The organism is Shouchella clausii (assembly GCF_002250115.1).
Lineage (GTDB): Bacteria > Bacillota > Bacilli > Bacillales > Bacillaceae_D > Shouchella > Shouchella clausii.
In genome coordinates this window covers 4,152,639-4,169,177 of sequence record NZ_CP019985.1, presented here as the reverse complement: position 1 = coordinate 4,169,177, position 16,539 = coordinate 4,152,639, and the positions used below count along the sequence as shown (strand labels likewise).

Below are 16,539 nucleotides of genomic sequence, written 5' to 3'. Positions count from 1 at the left end.
GAAAGGGCATCTTCCCTCGGCCTCAAAAGCCCGGACTAGGCCGGGCTTGTATAAGATGTGGACTTTCTGAAAGGAACGCTGTCTAAGTAAAAAAAACAGGGAAAGCGTGAAAATGGGAGAAATTCCGATCAGGCTTGATTGAAACACGTCCTTATCCCCAAACTTCTTTGGCAATATCAACGATATATTTTAATTTTGCCCACTGTTGTTCCTCGGTTAAAAGGTTTCCATGATGAGTGGAAGCAAAGCCACATTGAGGGCTTAAACACAGTTGTTCTAGCGGTACATATTGGGTTGCTTCTTTAATGCGGGCAATGATTGATTCTTTATCTTCTAATTCCCCATTTTTAGAGGTAAGAAGTCCAAGAACAACGCGGGCCCCGCCGTTCGGAATATGCTCCAGCGGTTTAAAGTCTCCAGAACGATCGTCATCGTACTCTAAAAAGAAACCATTCACTTTTTCTTTAGCAAATAAAGTCGGAGCAATAAGGGCGTAACTGCCTTCAAAAGCCCAGTTAGACCGGTAGTTCCCACGGCAAAGGTGAGTCGTCACAACGAGATCGTCTGGTTTTTCTTCCAAAACGCCATTTACGACACGGAGTGCTAAATCGATTAAATATTCTCTTGAGTATGCTCCATCATTAAATGGAATGTCAGGTGACGAAAGGCCTGCAATATAGACATCATCAAATTGCAAATAACGACAACCTGCCTCGTAGAAAGCGTTCACGGCATCACGGTAGGCTTGAATAATATCTTTTGCGTATTCCTCAATATCAGGGTAGATCGTTTCATCACGAATGCCAATATTAAACAATTGATTTGGGCTCGGAATGGTTTGCTTAGCGACTGCACGCCCTCCGACAATCTCATTAAATTCAATAAAGTCTTTTACATGGGGATGATCATGGTTAAATGAAATTTTTCCTACGTTTCGGACGTTGTATCTTTCCGTTTCTTCATTGCCTTGGAAAATATAGCCAACATCAGGGACATATCCTTCTACGCCGTTCAAATGTTCGAGGAAATCAGTATGCCAAAAACGGCGTCTAAATTCTCCGTCCGTCACCAACTCCAAGCCAATTTCAATTTGCTTATCGACGATTCGTTTGATTTCTTGCGTCTCCATTTCATGCAATTGCGCCGCAGTAATGGTGCCTTCCTTACATTCATTTCTCGCTTGGTGGATACGTTCGGGCCGCAGTAAACTGCCAACGTGGTCTGCCCTAAATGGTGGTTTTACAGCAATGCTTGTCATCCTCGTTTCTCTCCTTTTGATTTAAGAATGGTTACCCACAGTGATACTTGCCACTTCTCCTCTCGGCTGTACCGGCCAAATAATAAAGGACCTTCTAGAATAAAGAAGGTCCTCGTACTATAGACAACGAACTTCTTATCTCCTAGGTACATTACCTATTGGAATTAGCACCATTGCCAAAGGCCGGTTGCTGAGACTTCAAAGGGCCAAATCCCTCCATCTCTCTGGATAAGAAAAAACATATTTATTTTTTTAAAGGGTTAATGGTTAATACTCTAGTATATCTTTTAAAAAAATGCAAGGAAAATTTAGATTTTAGGCAGTTTAATTAGAAAACGGCTTGTATTAAAGAAATGATTTAAACGCATTTAGTAATTTGCGCAATCGTTAATCTCTTCCAGTATCGATTTTTGCTTTTCTCTTAATGCGATGAAAAAAATCACGTACGAGCAGGCGGATTGCGTTCATTTTATGGTATGATCATTCAGTCAGTACAAAGGCACAAAAGGAGTGGACATCGATGTTGCACCAGTTTTCAAGAAATGAGTTAGCGATCGGCCATGATGGGCTGGAGCGCCTAAAAGGCAGTACAGTTGCTGTGCTAGGGGTAGGAGGAGTCGGATCCTTTTCGGCAGAAGCGCTAGCCCGTTCTGGCGTCGGTAAAATTGTGCTCGTTGATAAAGACGATGTCGATATTACGAATGTAAATCGCCAGATCCATGCATTGCTATCAACAGTTGGCAAGCCGAAAGTTGATTTGATGGCTGCGCGGATAAGTGACATCAACCCAAATTGTGAAGTAATTACAAGAAAGATGTTTTATACCGAGGAAACGTATGAATCGTTTTTTTCACATAAACTTGACTTCGTCATTGATGCCAGCGACACCATTTCTTATAAAATCCATTTGATTAAACAATGTAAGCTGCGGGGCATTCCGATTATATCCAGCATGGGAGTCGCCAATAAAATGGATCCAACTCGCTTAAGGATTGCGGATATTTCCGAAACAAGCTATGACCCCATTGCAAAAGTAATTCGTACGAGGTTACGAAAAGAGGGGATTCATAAAGGCGTCAATGTTGTTTTTTCAGATGAGGAACCGATCCAAATTAGGGAAGACATCCGTAAGGAAATTGTACCTGAAACGGCTGAACAAGGAAACATCCGCAAAGCGAAACTACCGCCGTCTTCAAATGCATTCGTGCCGTCTGTATCAGGCTTGATCATGGCAGGACATGTCATCACTCGTTTACTAGAAGGCATAGAAATTAACCGACGCTCTTAACTAGTAAGCTCCTACGCTAAAAAACGTAGGAGCTTTCGTCCTTTATAACAAGAACATAGACAAAAACTGAATTTATTTTGATAGTTTCTCTAAGTTTCCGTTAGCATCCATCCGAAAAGCAGGATGGTCCTGTTCGTCTTCTTCCAAGATCGCAAGGCGGCGTGCCCTGTTCATAATCGAAATCAACGACTGGTAATCTTCTTCAATCATACTATGTTCTTGTTTATTTCGTTGTAGCTTTGTTTCTAGCTCGTTTAATTTAGCGGTCTTTTCTTCCAATTGAGCACGCAACTGTTTGTTCTCTAATTCTAAGCGTGATGACGCAGGTTCGGTTTGCGCTAACTGTTTGAGTTGGCCAATAATAGATTCAAGCGTCACTGCGCCACCATCTCCTGTTGCTGTTTGGTAAAACGCTCTAGACGGGCTTTCTGTTTTTCCAATACGAGCTTGAGAGAAATAACTGGCTGAAAGCGCTCGTTTCCGTTCTTTTCGTTCCCGTTTGGCGGAATCGATTTGCTTTAAGTATTTTTGCCGTACAACAGCATTCCATCTAAACCCACATGCTGCAGAGGTGCGGTTTAAAGCATCCCCAACCTCGTCAAATGCCTTTAGCTGTGTACTTCCTTCTTTAATATGAGTTAATACAGTCTCAGCAAGAAGCACATCATCTTCATGGGACCATGCATCTTGTCTCGTTTTCATTTGTCCATCTCCTTCATGCAGTGCTTATGGCTTTACTTTTGCCAGAGTTTCGCCATTTTATACTAGCCTGCTAAAAAAGATCTTGTTTGCGAGAATGGACAATCACGTTATCGTAAATAGGTCATGGATGTTCGCAAAAAAAACAAGATGATATTTGGCATCTTTAGCTTCGTCTTTTGTACATTTCGCTAAGCGCTTGTTCGAATTTCCCTGTTTGCTTTGGCTCATAATAACGGTGATGGGCAATTTTGTCTGGCAAATACTGTTGTTTGACCCAACCATCTGCATAGTTATGAGGGTATTTATAGTCGCTGCCTCTACCTAATTGTTGCGCTCCTTTATAATGCGCATCTTTTAAATGGCGAGGAACTTCGCCACTGCCACCTTTTCGCACCGCGTCAATTGCGGCATCAAGTGCTTTATAGGCACTGTTGCTTTTTGGAGAAAGGGCAAGTTCAACTACAGCGTTGGCAAGAGGAATGCGTGCTTCAGGCAGTCCGAGCCTTTCTGATGCTTCAATGGCTGCAAGCGTTCGCGGCCCAGCTTGGGGATTGGCAAGGCTAATGTCTTCATAGGCGATGACGAGCAGACGGCGATGGATGCTAATAAGGTCGCCTGCTTCTAACAAGCGTGCCAAGTAGTGAAGACTCGCGTTCACGTCGCTTCCGCGGATGGACTTTTGAAAAGCAGACAGCACGTCATAATGGGCATCGCCATCTTTGTCATGTTGAATGCTTTTTTTCTGGATACTCTGTTCGGCGGAACGGAGTGTGACAGAGCGTGTGCCATCTGACTGTTTAGGCGTGGAGAGGACAGCGAGCTCAAGCGCATTAAGGGCAGCGCGGACATCACCGCCGCAAGCCAATGCCAAATGGCGGAGTGCTTCAGGCGCGATATCGATTTTTTCATGGCCTAAGCCTCTTTCTTCGTCTGCGAGGGCACGGCGCAGCGCTTTTTCGATATCATCAGGTTCAAGCTGTTCCAATTCAAAAATATGGCAGCGGCTACGAATCGCTGGGTTGATCGAATGGTAAGGATTGGCCGTAGTGGCGCCGATTAAAAGCAATAGACCGCTCTCTAAATGGGGGAGCAAAAAGTCTTGCTTTGCTTTATCAAGTCGATGCACTTCATCTAATATTAAAAGGAGCGAGCCATACATCTTGGCTTCCTCGACAGCCGTCTCCATATCTTTTTTATGATGGACAGTTGCGTTCAACATGCGGAAATGCATGCCGCTCGACCCTGCAATCGCTCGGGCAATTGACGTTTTTCCTGTACCTGGCGGACCATAAAGCACCATGGAAGAAAGCTGGTTCGCTTTAATCATTCTCGATAACATCATGCCTTCGCCAAGCAAGGAATGCTGGCCAATCACTTCTTCGACAGAAGTAGGGCGCATGCGATAGGCCAACGGTTGTCTTTTCATGAGTGTCCCTCCTCTTTTTCCTCGTCTTACGTAGTGTAGCTCAGACTAGCAGAACTTGTCCATGAACGAAATGCCTGTGCCTTCTCGATTCTGCGAACTTCTATCAATCCAGTATGAAAACATGCTATAATGTCAAGGGTATAAAGGAAAATTTATCGCTTGGCAAGTAGGAATAGCCAACATTCGAGAGGGAAAAGCGGATCACGAGATCGAATTGTCAAATACATGGAGTGAAAGACGAAGTATTGGCCAGATATTACAGCATTTATTTTGATGAAAGAGGGATTGACGTGAAAATTTCGACAAAGGGACGTTATGGATTGACGATTATGATGGCACTCGCTAAGAAATCAGGAGAAGGGCCTGTTTCCTTGAAATCTATTGCTAAGGAATATAAACTATCAGAGCATTATTTGGAGCAATTGATTGCGCCGCTCCGCAATGCGATGCTCGTTAAAAGCGTTCGCGGTGCCTATGGTGGCTATATGCTGGCCAAAGATGCCGAGGATATTACAGCAGGCGATATTATTCGTGTGTTAGAAGGACCGATTAGTCCGGTTGAAGTGCTTGAAGACGAGGAGCCTGCCAAGCGCGATTTATGGATAAAAATACGGGACGCAGTCAAGGATGTGCTCGATAAAACCACTCTTGCCGATTTAGCCAATTTTAAGGAAGATGGAGAACAAGAGTATTATATGTTTTATATTTAACACAACGGAGCAAGGGGACGGAAGGTGCCACTCATGAAGCAAATTTATTTAGACCATGCAGCCACATCAGTGTTGCATCCCCAAGCGTTGGAAGCGATGATGCCTTATTTTTCTACGGTTTTTGGTAATCCATCAAGCATCCATCAGTTTGGACGCCAAGCGAAACAAGCGTTAATGGAAGCCCGTGAATCGATTGCGTCATTGCTAAGCGCCAACAACAATGAGGTGCTATTTACGAGCGGCGGTACAGAAGCGAACAATTTGGCGCTTATTGGCTTTGCCCGTGCCAACCGTGAGAAAGGCACGCATATCATCACCTCAGAAATTGAACATCATGCTGTCCTGCATACGCTTGAGGAATTGGCAAAGGAAGGGTTTTCGATAACAAAGCTGCCTGTCAATGAAAATGGACAAATTTCGCTTGCGCAATTGAAAAATGCGTTAACCGAAGAAACGATCCTTGTCTCCATCATGTTTGCGAACAATGAAGTTGGCACAGTCCAACCGATTAAAGAAATTGGCGAGCTGCTAAAAGGGCATCAAGCAGCCCTTCATTCCGATGCTGTTCAAGCAGCTGGGCTATATGAACTCAATACAGACGAGCTCGGCGTAGATTTGATGACCATTGCAAGCCATAAGCTAAACGGGCCAAAAGGGATTGGCTGTTTGTTTGTACGAGAAGGCATCGAATTAGAACCGCTGTTGCATGGGGGCGAGCAAGAACGGAAACGCAGGGCAGGCACAGAAAATGTCGCTGGCGCTGTTGGTTTTGCTCAAGCTTTCAACCAAGCATACGCTGAACGTGAGCAGCGTCGCCAAAGCTACAAATTATACAGGACGATGTTTTTTGAAACGATGGAGCGGCGCGGCGTAGCAGTGCTGGAAAATGGCGAGAGCGGAGAACGGCTTGATCACATTTTAAACGTTTGTTTTCCAGGTGCGTCTACAGAACCGCTTTTGATGAAATTAGACTTGCAAGGCATTGCTGCGTCTGGAGGTTCTGCTTGCACGGCAGGGACGCTTCAACCTTCCCATGTCATTCAAGCGATGTATGGAAAAGATAGCCATCGTGTTAAAGAAGCGATCCGCTTTAGTTTTGGCATTACCAATTCAAAGGAAGAGTTGGCTTATGCGTTTGAGCAAATTGCAGATTGCGTCTTGTCTGAGCAAGGGAAAAAGGCGTTCATTGAATAGCGGCGAGCAATAGAAAGTGGGGAACCAACATGAAAAAACGAGAAGATACACGTGTCGTTGTCGGCATGTCTGGAGGTGTGGACTCTTCTGTAACGGCTTTGCTTTTGAAAGAACAAGGCTATGATGTCATTGGCATTTTTATGAAAAACTGGGATGATAGCAATGATTCAGGCTTTTGTTCGGCAACAGAAGATTATGAAGACGTTGAGCGAGTAGCGCAACAGCTAGGCATTCCATACTACGCAGTTAATTTTGAGAAACAATACTGGGATAAAGTGTTTACGTATTTTCTAGATGAATATAAAGCGGGCCGAACGCCAAATCCTGACGTCATGTGCAACAAAGAAATTAAGTTTAAAGCATTCTTAAACCATGCGATTTCCCTTGGCGCTGATTATGTCGCGACTGGCCATTATGCCCAGTTGCAGGAAATGGACGGGGAATATAGGTTAATAAAAGGCGCAGACGCTAATAAAGACCAGACGTATTTTTTAAATGCACTTAGCCAAAAACAACTGTCAAAAGTGATGTTCCCTCTTGGCCATTTGCAAAAAGCAGAAGTGCGAAAAATCGCTGCTGAGGCAGAGCTTGCAACAGCAACGAAAAAAGACAGCACAGGCATTTGTTTTATTGGCGAGCGGGATTTTAAAGAATTTCTGCAAACCTTTCTCCCAGCACAACCAGGGCGGATGGAAACAATGGACGGCATTGATAAAGGGCAGCACGATGGGCTTATGTACTATACGCTCGGCCAGCGTCAAGGGCTTGGCATTGGTGGGGCTGGTGAGCCGTGGTTTGTCATTGACAAAGACTTGGAACGAAATGTACTCATTGTTGGTCAAGGCTATCATCATCCAGGACTATACTCGGATGGACTATGGGCTACTGACATGAACTGGATTGCCAAGGAAGAAAGAACGAGCCCATTTACATGCAAAGCAAAATTTCGGTATCGTCAAGAAGACCAAGGCGTTACCGTATTTCCGAAGGAAGATGGCCGTGCGTTTATTCAGTTTGACCAGCCACAACGCGCGATTACGCCAGGACAAGCAGTTGTGTTGTATGAAGGAGATCGTTGCATTGGTGGCGGCGTGATTGACAAAATTCACCGGGAAAATGCGTAAACCGCGTTTTCCTTTTTAGCTTTCGGAGGGGGAATGACGATGGATAATCAAGCAGGAATTGAGCTCATGCGAAAAGGGAACTATGAAGAAGCGGCAAAACAGTTTGCTGCCTACATTGAAGAAAATCCAAAAGAACCGACAGGGTATATCAACATGGGGAACTTGCTGGCAGCACTCAAAGATTTTGAGCGTGCGCTCGTTTTTTATGAGCGAGCACTGGAGCTCGACCGCGATGCGACTGTTGCCTATTACGGGATAGGCTGTGTCCATTATCAGCAGGAAAACCACCAGCAAGCGATTAAAGCGTTTACTGAAGCGCTTACTGGTGGCATGAATGAGGCAGACTTGTTTTACATGCTAGGCATGAGCTATTACAGCGATGGGAAGCTTGCTCATGCACAGGCTAACCTAAGCAGAGCTTATGAATTAAGTGGTGAAGACAGCGAAATTGTTTTTCAATATGGGCTATGCTTAGCCCAGCTTGAGCTGCTGGACGAAGCCCGCCCTTTGTTTGAAAAAACAATTGCCCTTGATCCTAGTCATGCTGATGCTTATTACAATTTAGGGGTTGTCCAGGCAGCGTCCGATGAAGCTGAAGCGGCACTTGCATCTTTTAACCAAGCGCTTGCACACCAACCGGACCATCTTCTTGCTGGCAACGGCAAAAGGCTTATTGAAGCGACACTTGAAAAAGGGTGAAGCTATGGGTATTGTTGGCGAAAAAACGCTGGAGAAAGGTTTTGTTAAAGGAAAAGTCGTTCATGTGTTGTTTCGCAATGAAGAAAACGACTATACAGTGGCGATGACGCGGATTGAAAAGACGAATGAACAAATTGAAGGACACAAAATAACAGTTGTCGGCCACTTGCCTGAACTGGAAGTAGAGGAGACCTATTTATTTTTCGGGCAAGTCGCTGAACATCCACGCTTTGGCCTCCAATACAAAGTGGAAACGTTTAGGCGTGATTTGCCACAGACGAAAAGCGGAATTATTCGGTTTTTGTCAAGCGATCGTTTTCCTGGCGTTGGCAAAAAGACAGCAGAAGCGATTGTCGACGCACTCGGTGAAAGGGCGATTTCAGCTATTATTGAAGACCGAACGGTATTAAACAACATTCCGAAGCTAAAAGAAGATACAGCGACGATGCTTTATAACCAACTTCTTGAGCAACAAGGTGCAGAGCAAGTCATTATCCAGCTGTCCCAATACGGGTTTGGCACAGAGTTGTCAATGAGTGTTTACCGAACGTACAAATTGCAAGCACTTGATATCATCCGTACCAACCCGTATTTGCTCATTCAGGATGTGGAAGGAGTCGGCTTTCGCCGCGCAGACCAATTAGGGGCGGCGATTGGCTTAACTGGGAACCATCCAGAGCGTTTGCGGGCGGGGCTGCTTTATTTGCTCCGGGAATGTTGTATGCAACAAGGCCATTTATACTTGCACAAAGAAGCGCTCATTACAGAAGGGGCTGCATTATTATCGAGCCCCAACGTCCAAATTGAAGCTTCCGAGCTTGATGCCATCCTCATCGAAATGAATGAAGAGGGCATGCTCGTTCGTGAAGAAGATCGCGTCTACATGAAGTCATTGTATTATGCAGAAAAAGGAATTGCCACCAACATCCGCCGAATTTTAAGTCAAGAACTGACACAAGAATTCACTGAAGCAGAAATCGAAAAAACACTCGGGCATATTGAGGAAACACATGCTGTTACCTATTCAAACACGCAAAAAGAAGCGATTGCTACTGCTCTTCGATCTCCGCTGTTGTTGCTGACAGGTGGGCCAGGAACAGGAAAGACTACGGTCATTAAAGGAATTGTTGAAGCTTATGCTGCGCTTCATGGGCTTTCTCTTGAAGTGTCTGCTTACAAAAATAAATCTTTGCCCCTTAAGTTGACAGCGCCCACTGGTCGAGCCAGCAAACGGATGGCTGAAGCAACGGAACTGCCTGCAAGCACGATACACAGCTTGCTCGGCTGGAAAGGCAGTGCGACCGGCTTTGAAAAAGGCGACCATGAACAGCTTGAAGGGGAACTGTTAATTGTCGATGAGATGTCGATGGTCGATGCCTGGGTTGCAAACCAGTTATTTAAAGCGATCCCCAAAGGCATGCAAGTCGTGTTAGTTGGGGATGAAAACCAGTTGCCTTCTGTAGGGCCTGGCCAAGTATTAAAAGATCTTTTAGAAGCAGACGTTATTCCAACGATCCAATTAAAGGACATTTACAGGCAAGCTGAAGGCTCTTCCATCATTGAGCTTGCCCATTCGATGAAGGATGGCGTGCTTCCAAGTGATTTTTTAACGAAAAAGGCAGACCGCGTCTTTTTTCCTTGCCAGCCGAACCAAGTGCAACAAGCAGTTTGGCAAATTTGTGAAAACGCCATGAAGAAAGGCTACAGTGCTAAAGAGATCCAAGTACTGGCACCCATGTACCGAGGGCAGGCAGGGATCAATGAATTAAACACGATGCTTCAGTCCTTATTTAATCCGGCAAAAGAAGGCCGTCGAGAGCTGCCATTTGGGGATGTTGTTTTTCGCAAAGGCGATATGGTGCTCCAGCTAGTCAACAATCCAGAGGAAGGCGTATACAACGGCGATAGAGGGGAAATTGTTGCTGTTTTTTATGCTAAAGAGACGACGGAAAAAAAAGATCAGTTAGTGGTTTCCTTTGACGGACTGGAAGTCACCTATGAGAAAAAAGACTTTTCACAGCTAACCCATGCCTATTGCTGTTCTATCCATAAAGCACAAGGAAGCGAATTTCCGATTGTGGTGATGCCAGTCGTGTCGAGCTACATGCGCATGCTGAGGCGGAACTTGCTTTATACAGGCATTACCAGGGCCAAGCAGTATTTGCTCTTATGTGGCGATCGGAAAACGATGGAACAGGCGATTAAACATGCAGACGAGCACCGCCATTCCAAATTAAAGGAGCGCCTTCAACAATTGCTTTCACGTACTGGTAACGTTCACCGGGGATAGAGGAAGCTACATATGCATAACTTAAGACTGTTCGGAAAGGCGGTGTTTCTTTGCGAACAGTTCAAGCGCTTATAGGGCTTCCTGTTATCAGCAATACAACTGGCATTGAACATGGCCGGGTCGTGGATGCTCTGTTTGATGGCAAAGAAGTCGTTGGCTTAACAGTGAAACGAACACATTTGTTTGCACAGCATGCTTTTTTGCCGATTGGTGAAATTGCTCATGCTGGTCAGGAAGCGGTTATGATCGCTGGTGAACAGGCTTTAAAGCCGTTCAACCGCGAGCAAAAAATGCTCCACCCTATTCACACAGGGCGACGCCGTTTTAAAGGGAAGCCGCTTCTTTCCGAGGAAGGGGAAACGCTCGGATTGGTAGAAGATGTATATTTTAACGTCGAATTGGGCACGATCATAGGGTATGAAGTGACAGATGGCTGGCTGTCTGATATAAAGGAAGGCCGGAAAGTCGTTAAAGGCCAACATTTAGTGATCAGTAAGGAACGGGCCATACTGTCTCTGTAAAGGAGGCCCTCTATGCGTTGCCCTAACTGCCACCGAAAAGACATCGGAAAGATTGGCACAAACCAATACTATTGTTGGAATTGTTTCATCGAGATGAGTTTAGTGAAAGACACGTTGCTCCTTCACCAAGTAGAGGAGGACGGTTCGCTCAGCTCACTTGACGATTTGTTTGAAACGGAAGAACGTCGTCTAAACATGTAAGCTAAGCGGAGGTGAGCCTTTTGCGGAAGTCAATCGCTCCATTAATGGCCATCGGCGTTGGCGCTGCATGGTATTCATTAAATGACCGGAAAACAAAGCGGAGAATCCGGCAATTTATAGAGCCAGTGATGCAAGCTAACCTGATGAATGCCCGTACTTGGAAAAAAGCGAGAAAGAGATTCAAACGCATGTTTGCTTAGACAGAAAAAAGCGGCCGCAATAGGCCGCTTTTTTTGATTACGAAGCCACTGTTTTGCGCAAGCTAGGAGGAGAGGCAAAAGGAGTTGGAGTCATGAAGCGGGAACGGCTGCAAACAGACGTGTTGAAATGGACGAAATATTTACTGATCGTGCTATTGTTGTTGCTCGTAGGCCAAGTAGTGTTATTTTTACGGCCAGTGTGGGACATATTGGCGACATTGCTCGGACCGCTTTGTGTGGCTTTTGTATCGGCCTATTTGCTTCACCCTATTGTTGAGTGTCTTGTTCGCCTTGGATTGCCGCGGGCACTTGCCACGTTTATGTTGTTCTTAGCATTTATTCTTGCAATTGCCGCTATGCTTTTTTGGGGATTGCCCGCGCTTGCAGCACAGGTAAAAGAAGCCATGGATGTACTGCCAAGGCAATTGGCTGAAGTGAAAAAGTCACTGTTGAACTTACAACGTACAGCGGAAAACCTACCAAACCCACTCGACGACCATGTCGGTGAATGGAGCATGAAAATCGAAACATTCGCGAAAGCGGGGCTAGACCAGATAGAACAAGTGATTATCCGGATGTTACAGTCCTTTATGACATGGATTGTCGTTCCTTTTTTAGTGTTTTACCTTTTAAAAGACTACGAGCTCCTTAAACGGGTTGCTTTTTACTTAACGCCAAGAAAATGGCGAAAAGGGTTGACAGCCTATGCAACCGATGTTGATCGGACATTTGGGTCCTATGTTCGTGGTCAGCTGCTGGTCGCTTTTTGTGTTGGCGTGCTTTCGACTGTTGCTCTGTGGTTTCTTGGCGTACCTTATCCAATTGTGCTCGGTTTTTTTGTTGGGGCGACCGATTTTATCCCTTATTTTGGAGCGATTATTGGCGCGATTCCAGCGGTCGGTGCAGCTCTTCTTGAATCAACGACACTCGGTCTTTATACAGTGATTGCTTTAGTCATTATTCAGCAAATTGAAGGGAATCTGCTATCCCCGGTCATTGTCGGGCGGACGGTTCATTTGCATCCAATGATCATTATTATTGCGCTGTTAATTGGCGTGGAGGCTGGTGGCATTGTTGGTTTGCTCATTGCGGTGCCAGTTGCTGCGATTTTAAAGGTGACGGTCGTCCATATTCGTCAGTCCATTAAAGGCGATATCCAGCACGATTGACATTTGTATCCTTGAACGCTATAATCGTGCTGAAAAAGATATACCGGAAAACGGTTATTGCGTTGATAGAACGAGTACGTGTCAGCCCGTCTAAAGAGAAGCGCTTTCTTGGCTGAAAAAAGCGCTGGCGAAGAGATGCGGAACGCTATTCTGGAGCTGTGGGCAAAACCCACCGTATTTTCCTGCGTTAAAGGTATGAAAGTGGTGGCGCTAAAATCGCGCCATAATGAGGGTGGTACCGCGTGAACAGACATCTCGTCCCTTCTTTCTAGGGAGGAGTTTTTTTATGTGCTGATAAATACATAAGGAGTGATTCATATTGCAACGGTTAAGTTCGGCAAGTGTTCGCCAAATGTTCATTGACTTTTTTAAGGAGAAAGGCCATTCTGTAGAACCGAGTGCTTCGCTTGTGCCTTTTGAAGATCCGTCATTGCTATGGATTAACAGTGGCGTTGCCACATTAAAAAAGTATTTTGACGGACGGGTGATTCCCGAAAACCCGCGTATTGTCAACGCGCAAAAGTCGATTCGGACGAACGATATCGAGAACGTCGGAAAAACGGCACGACACCATACATTTTTTGAAATGCTTGGCAATTTTTCGATTGGCGATTATTTTAAAGAGCAAGCGATTGAATGGGCGTGGGAATTTTTGACCGATAAAAAATGGATCGGATTTCCACAAGAACGCCTTTCTGTCACCGTTCATCCTGAAGATGAAGAGGCTTACCACTATTGGCATCAACATATTGGTCTTCCTGAAGAACGGATTATCCGTTTAGAAGGGAACTTCTGGGACATTGGCGAAGGCCCAAGTGGTCCAAACTCAGAAATTTTCTATGACCGGGGGCCAGAGTATGGCGATGACCCGAATGACCCAGAATTGTATCCAGGTGGTGAAAATGAACGCTACCTTGAGATTTGGAATTTGGTTTTTTCCCAGTTCAACCATAACGCAGACGGCACATACACGCCATTGCCAAAGAAAAACATTGATACAGGCATGGGCTTAGAGCGAATGGTGTCTGTGATCCAAGGGACGCCGACTAACTTTGAGACAGATTTGTTTATGCCAATCATTGAGGCAACGGAAGCACTGGCTAGTAAAACATACAAGGAAGCAGATACTGCTTTTAAAGTGATTGCCGACCATATTCGAACGGTTGCTTTTGCAGTTGGTGACGGGGCGTTGCCGTCTAATGAAGGTCGCGGTTATGTGTTGCGCCGCTTGTTGCGCCGCGCTGTCCGCTTTGCAAAATCAATTGGCATTGACCGCCCGTTTATGTATGAGCTTGTGCCCGTTGTTGGTGCGATCATGAAAGACTTTTATCCTGAAGTTGCAGATAAGCAAGACTTTATTGCACGGGTCATTCGCACCGAAGAAGAGCGTTTCCATGAAACATTGAACGAAGGCCTTGCGATTTTAAGCGACATCATCGAAAAAGCAAAGGCCACCAACAATGAAACCATTGCAGGTGAGGACGCATTTCGCCTTTATGACACGTATGGCTTTCCAATTGATTTAACGGAAGAGTATGTCCATGATGAAGGATTGACGGTTGACCGTGCTGGCTTTGAGCAGGAAATGGAACAACAGCGGCAGAGAGCACGTGCGGCTCGCCAGGAAAGCGCATCGATGTCCGTTCAGGAAGATGTCTTTGGGGAAGTGAAAACGCCAAGTGTGTTTGTCGGCTATGAACATACGGAGACAGACGCAGTCATTACGACGCTCGTCCGCGGCAAAGAGAACGTCGAACAAGCCGTCAAGGGGGATGTCATCCAATTCTTTCTTGACGAAACGCCTTTTTATGCTGAGAGCGGCGGGCAAGTGGCAGATAGAGGGATGATTGTAACCGACACGGGACAAGCTGTAGTTAAAGATGTGAAAAAAGCGCCAAATGGCCAACATCTGCACACGGCTGAAGTGACAAATGGCGAAATCTCCGCTGGCCAACAGGCGAGTGCCCGTATAGAAGTAAGGGAACGACTCGATATTGTCAAAAATCATACAGCTACCCATTTGCTCCACCAAGCGTTAAAAGACGTTTTAGGCGAACATGTCAATCAAGCAGGTTCGCTTGTGTCGAGTGAACGGTTGCGCTTTGACTTTTCCCATTTTGGGCAAGTGACGCCGAATGAGCTTCAACAAATTGAAGAAATTGTTAACGAAAAAGTGTGGCAGGCGTTGCCAGTTGACATTTCGATTCAACGTTTAGAGGAAGCAAAAGCGGCTGGCGCCATGGCATTGTTTGGTGAGAAATACGGCAGCGAAGTCCGGGTTGTCCGTGTTGGCGATTACAGCCTTGAATTGTGTGGCGGTTGCCATGTACGCAACACAGCTGAGATCGGATTGTTTAAAATTACAAGCGAATCCGGTATTGGCGCAGGTGTACGCCGCATTGAAGCAGTGACGTCAAAAGGCGCCTATCAGTTTTTGGCAGAGCAAACAGCGATTTTAAAAGATGCAGCGGAACGTGTAAAAGCAAAGCGGTTATCTGATGTGCCGCAGCGAATTGAAAGCTTGCAAGAAGATTTGCGTAAAGCACAAAGGGAGAACGAATCATTGACCGCTAAGCTTGGGCAAGCTGAAGCTGGAAATTTAAATGACCAAGTCAAGGAAATTGGCGGTGTTGCCGTTATCGCCGCCCAAGTTGATGCAAAAGATACGGAAGCGCTCCGTTCTATGGTGGATACACTTAAACAAGCACACGAAAAAGCCGTAATCGTTCTTGGAGCAAAAACAGGCAACAAGCTTGCCTTTGTCGCTGGCGTTACAAAGCCAGCTATTGCGGAAGGCTTCCATGCCGGCAAATTGATTAAAGAAGTTGCCGCTCGTACAGGCGGGGGTGGCGGCGGCCGTCCTGATATGGCGCAAGCTGGTGGAAAAGATCCTGCCAAGTTGGACGAAGCCCTTGCCTATGTGCATGAATACGTGAAATCAATTTCCTAAATGGTCGATTCTGTTGTACAATAGGACAGACGACAGAACGACGCGCATTTCGTCTAAAGAACGCTAAAAGAGGTGAGAGCTAGTTGAGTTCAATGGATAATACGATGCAATTCAATTTCAATGATGATTCCTTTGACGCAGATGTCCAAGAAGTGCTCTTGTCTGTTTATGATGCGCTTGAAGAAAAAGGGTACAACCCGATTAACCAAATCGTCGGCTATCTGTTGTCTGGTGATCCAGCTTACATTCCTAGGCATAAAGATGCCCGTACGCTAATCCGCAAATTAGAACGAGACGAGCTAATTGAAACGCTTGTGAAGTCGTATTTGCGTGCCCATGGCAAGGAAAACAAATGAAAACAATCGGCTTAGACGTAGGGACAAAGACAATTGGTGTCGCCATTAGTGATGCGTTCGGGTGGACAGCGCAAGGACTGCCGACGATCCAACGATCTGAAGACGACCCAAACCGTGATTTTGAAGCACTAGCTGAGCTGATCAAAGAGAATGACGTCCAAAAAGTGGTGATTGGTTATCCTAAAAACATGAACGGCACGGTTGGGGAAAGCGCCACACGGAGTGAGGCATTCGCACGGACGCTTGAACAACGGTGCAATGTGCAGGCCGTTTTATGGGATGAACGTCTTACAACGGCTGCAGCTCAGCGCGTTTTAATTGATGCAGATGTAAGTCGAAAAAAACGCAAAAAAGCTGTAGACAAAATGGCTGCTGTTTTCATTTTACAAGGATATTTAGACCGCCAAAGCCACACACTGACATAGAACAAACCATTTAGCAAAGCGAGGGA

16 protein-coding genes, 1 riboswitch and 1 other annotated feature are annotated in these 16,539 nt (G+C 45.6%); of the genes, 13 read left to right on the top strand and 3 right to left on the bottom strand.

Features of this window, described 5'->3' with window-relative positions; all coding sequences use genetic code 11:
* Positions 1-151 precede the first annotated feature (151 nt).
* On the bottom strand, positions 152-1,258 hold the full coding sequence (locus BC8716_RS20505; RefSeq protein WP_094428702.1) for a 5-methyltetrahydropteroyltriglutamate--homocysteine S-methyltransferase: 1,107 nt from the start codon (positions 1,256-1,258) through the stop codon (positions 152-154).
* Between the two features lie 132 nt (positions 1,259-1,390).
* Positions 1,391-1,493: riboswitch (SAM riboswitch) on the bottom strand.
* 285 nt (positions 1,494-1,778) lie between these two features.
* Here BC8716_RS20505 and BC8716_RS20500 point away from each other — a divergent pair.
* Positions 1,779-2,546: a tRNA threonylcarbamoyladenosine dehydratase gene (locus BC8716_RS20500; protein ID WP_094428700.1), complete on the top strand. Its 768-nt coding sequence runs from the start codon at positions 1,779-1,781 to the stop codon at positions 2,544-2,546.
* Between the two features lie 72 nt (positions 2,547-2,618).
* Here BC8716_RS20500 and BC8716_RS20495 read toward each other — a convergent pair whose 3' ends face one another.
* Positions 2,619-3,248: an RsfA family transcriptional regulator gene (locus BC8716_RS20495; protein WP_094428698.1), complete on the bottom strand. Its 630-nt coding sequence runs from the start codon at positions 3,246-3,248 to the stop codon at positions 2,619-2,621.
* A 163-nt stretch (positions 3,249-3,411) separates the two neighbouring features.
* Complete coding sequence (locus BC8716_RS20490) at positions 3,412-4,674, bottom strand: replication-associated recombination protein A (protein ID WP_094428696.1); 1,263 nt, start codon at positions 4,672-4,674, stop codon at positions 3,412-3,414.
* A gap of 290 nt (positions 4,675-4,964) precedes the next feature.
* Between BC8716_RS20490 and cymR the strand changes: the two genes are divergently transcribed.
* From cymR to ruvX, 12 genes are all read left to right on the top strand, one after another.
* Complete coding sequence (gene cymR, locus BC8716_RS20485) at positions 4,965-5,384, top strand: cysteine metabolism transcriptional regulator CymR (RefSeq protein ID WP_062747479.1); 420 nt, start codon at positions 4,965-4,967, stop codon at positions 5,382-5,384.
* A 33-nt stretch (positions 5,385-5,417) separates the two neighbouring features.
* Complete coding sequence (locus BC8716_RS20480; protein WP_094429322.1) at positions 5,418-6,578, top strand: cysteine desulfurase family protein; 1,161 nt, start codon at positions 5,418-5,420, stop codon at positions 6,576-6,578.
* 29 nt (positions 6,579-6,607) lie between these two features.
* Positions 6,608-7,702, top strand: coding sequence for a tRNA 2-thiouridine(34) synthase MnmA (gene mnmA, locus BC8716_RS20475; RefSeq protein WP_094428694.1), 1,095 nt, complete (start codon positions 6,608-6,610; stop codon positions 7,700-7,702).
* 39 nt (positions 7,703-7,741) lie between these two features.
* Positions 7,742-8,401 carry a tetratricopeptide repeat protein gene (locus BC8716_RS20470; RefSeq protein WP_094428692.1) on the top strand — a complete coding sequence of 220 codons (660 nt, stop codon included), beginning with the start codon at positions 7,742-7,744 and terminating at the stop codon, positions 8,399-8,401.
* A gap of 4 nt (positions 8,402-8,405) precedes the next feature.
* The gene (gene recD2 / locus BC8716_RS20465; protein ID WP_094428690.1) at positions 8,406-10,691 is read left to right on the top strand and encodes an SF1B family DNA helicase RecD2; all 2,286 of its coding nucleotides are present in this window, start codon (positions 8,406-8,408) and stop codon (positions 10,689-10,691) included.
* Between the two features lie 50 nt (positions 10,692-10,741).
* The gene (locus tag BC8716_RS20460) at positions 10,742-11,212 is read left to right on the top strand and encodes a PRC-barrel domain-containing protein (RefSeq protein ID WP_094428688.1); all 471 of its coding nucleotides are present in this window, start codon (positions 10,742-10,744) and stop codon (positions 11,210-11,212) included.
* A gap of 12 nt (positions 11,213-11,224) precedes the next feature.
* Positions 11,225-11,413 (top strand): YrzR-like zinc ribbon domain, encoded by a 189-nt coding sequence (locus BC8716_RS20455; protein ID WP_011246434.1) that lies wholly within the window; start codon positions 11,225-11,227, stop codon positions 11,411-11,413.
* A gap of 20 nt (positions 11,414-11,433) precedes the next feature.
* Positions 11,434-11,613, top strand: coding sequence for a DUF3918 family protein (locus tag BC8716_RS20450; RefSeq protein ID WP_035204549.1), 180 nt, complete (start codon positions 11,434-11,436; stop codon positions 11,611-11,613).
* A 92-nt stretch (positions 11,614-11,705) separates the two neighbouring features.
* Positions 11,706-12,782, top strand: coding sequence for an AI-2E family transporter (locus BC8716_RS20445; protein ID WP_094428686.1), 1,077 nt, complete (start codon positions 11,706-11,708; stop codon positions 12,780-12,782).
* A gap of 53 nt (positions 12,783-12,835) precedes the next feature.
* Positions 12,836-13,048: a binding site (T-box leader), on the top strand.
* 53 nt (positions 13,049-13,101) lie between these two features.
* Positions 13,102-15,732, top strand: coding sequence for an alanine--tRNA ligase (alaS, locus tag BC8716_RS20440; protein WP_094428684.1), 2,631 nt, complete (start codon positions 13,102-13,104; stop codon positions 15,730-15,732).
* An 83-nt stretch (positions 15,733-15,815) separates the two neighbouring features.
* Positions 15,816-16,088, top strand: coding sequence for an IreB family regulatory phosphoprotein (locus tag BC8716_RS20435; RefSeq protein ID WP_062747463.1), 273 nt, complete (start codon positions 15,816-15,818; stop codon positions 16,086-16,088).
* Positions 16,085-16,513 (top strand): Holliday junction resolvase RuvX, encoded by a 429-nt coding sequence (gene ruvX, locus BC8716_RS20430; RefSeq protein ID WP_094428682.1) that lies wholly within the window; start codon positions 16,085-16,087, stop codon positions 16,511-16,513. Before BC8716_RS20435 ends, ruvX begins: the two co-directional genes overlap by 4 nt.
* Positions 16,514-16,539 lie beyond the last annotated feature (26 nt).

Excerpts from the sequence above, each read along its gene's own strand:
- BC8716_RS20480 (WP_094429322.1), top strand. The coding sequence starts at position 5,418 with ATGAAGCAAATTTATTTAGACCATGCAGCCACATCAGTGTTGCATCCC.
- BC8716_RS20470 (WP_094428692.1), top strand. The coding sequence starts at position 7,742 with ATGGATAATCAAGCAGGAATTGAGCTCATGCGAAAAGGGAACTATGAA.
- BC8716_RS20455 (WP_011246434.1), top strand. The coding sequence starts at position 11,225 with ATGCGTTGCCCTAACTGCCACCGAAAAGACATCGGAAAGATTGGCACA.
- ruvX (WP_094428682.1), top strand. The coding sequence starts at position 16,085 with ATGAAAACAATCGGCTTAGACGTAGGGACAAAGACAATTGGTGTCGCC.
- BC8716_RS20505 (WP_094428702.1), bottom strand. The coding sequence starts at position 1,258 with ATGACAAGCATTGCTGTAAAACCACCATTTAGGGCAGACCACGTTGGC.
- BC8716_RS20445 (WP_094428686.1), top strand. The coding sequence starts at position 11,706 with ATGAAGCGGGAACGGCTGCAAACAGACGTGTTGAAATGGACGAAATAT.
- mnmA (WP_094428694.1), top strand. The coding sequence starts at position 6,608 with ATGAAAAAACGAGAAGATACACGTGTCGTTGTCGGCATGTCTGGAGGT.
- BC8716_RS20495 (WP_094428698.1), bottom strand. The coding sequence starts at position 3,248 with ATGAAAACGAGACAAGATGCATGGTCCCATGAAGATGATGTGCTTCTT.
- recD2 (WP_094428690.1), top strand. The coding sequence starts at position 8,406 with ATGGGTATTGTTGGCGAAAAAACGCTGGAGAAAGGTTTTGTTAAAGGA.
- BC8716_RS20500 (WP_094428700.1), top strand. The coding sequence starts at position 1,779 with ATGTTGCACCAGTTTTCAAGAAATGAGTTAGCGATCGGCCATGATGGG.
- BC8716_RS20490 (WP_094428696.1), bottom strand. The coding sequence starts at position 4,674 with ATGAAAAGACAACCGTTGGCCTATCGCATGCGCCCTACTTCTGTCGAA.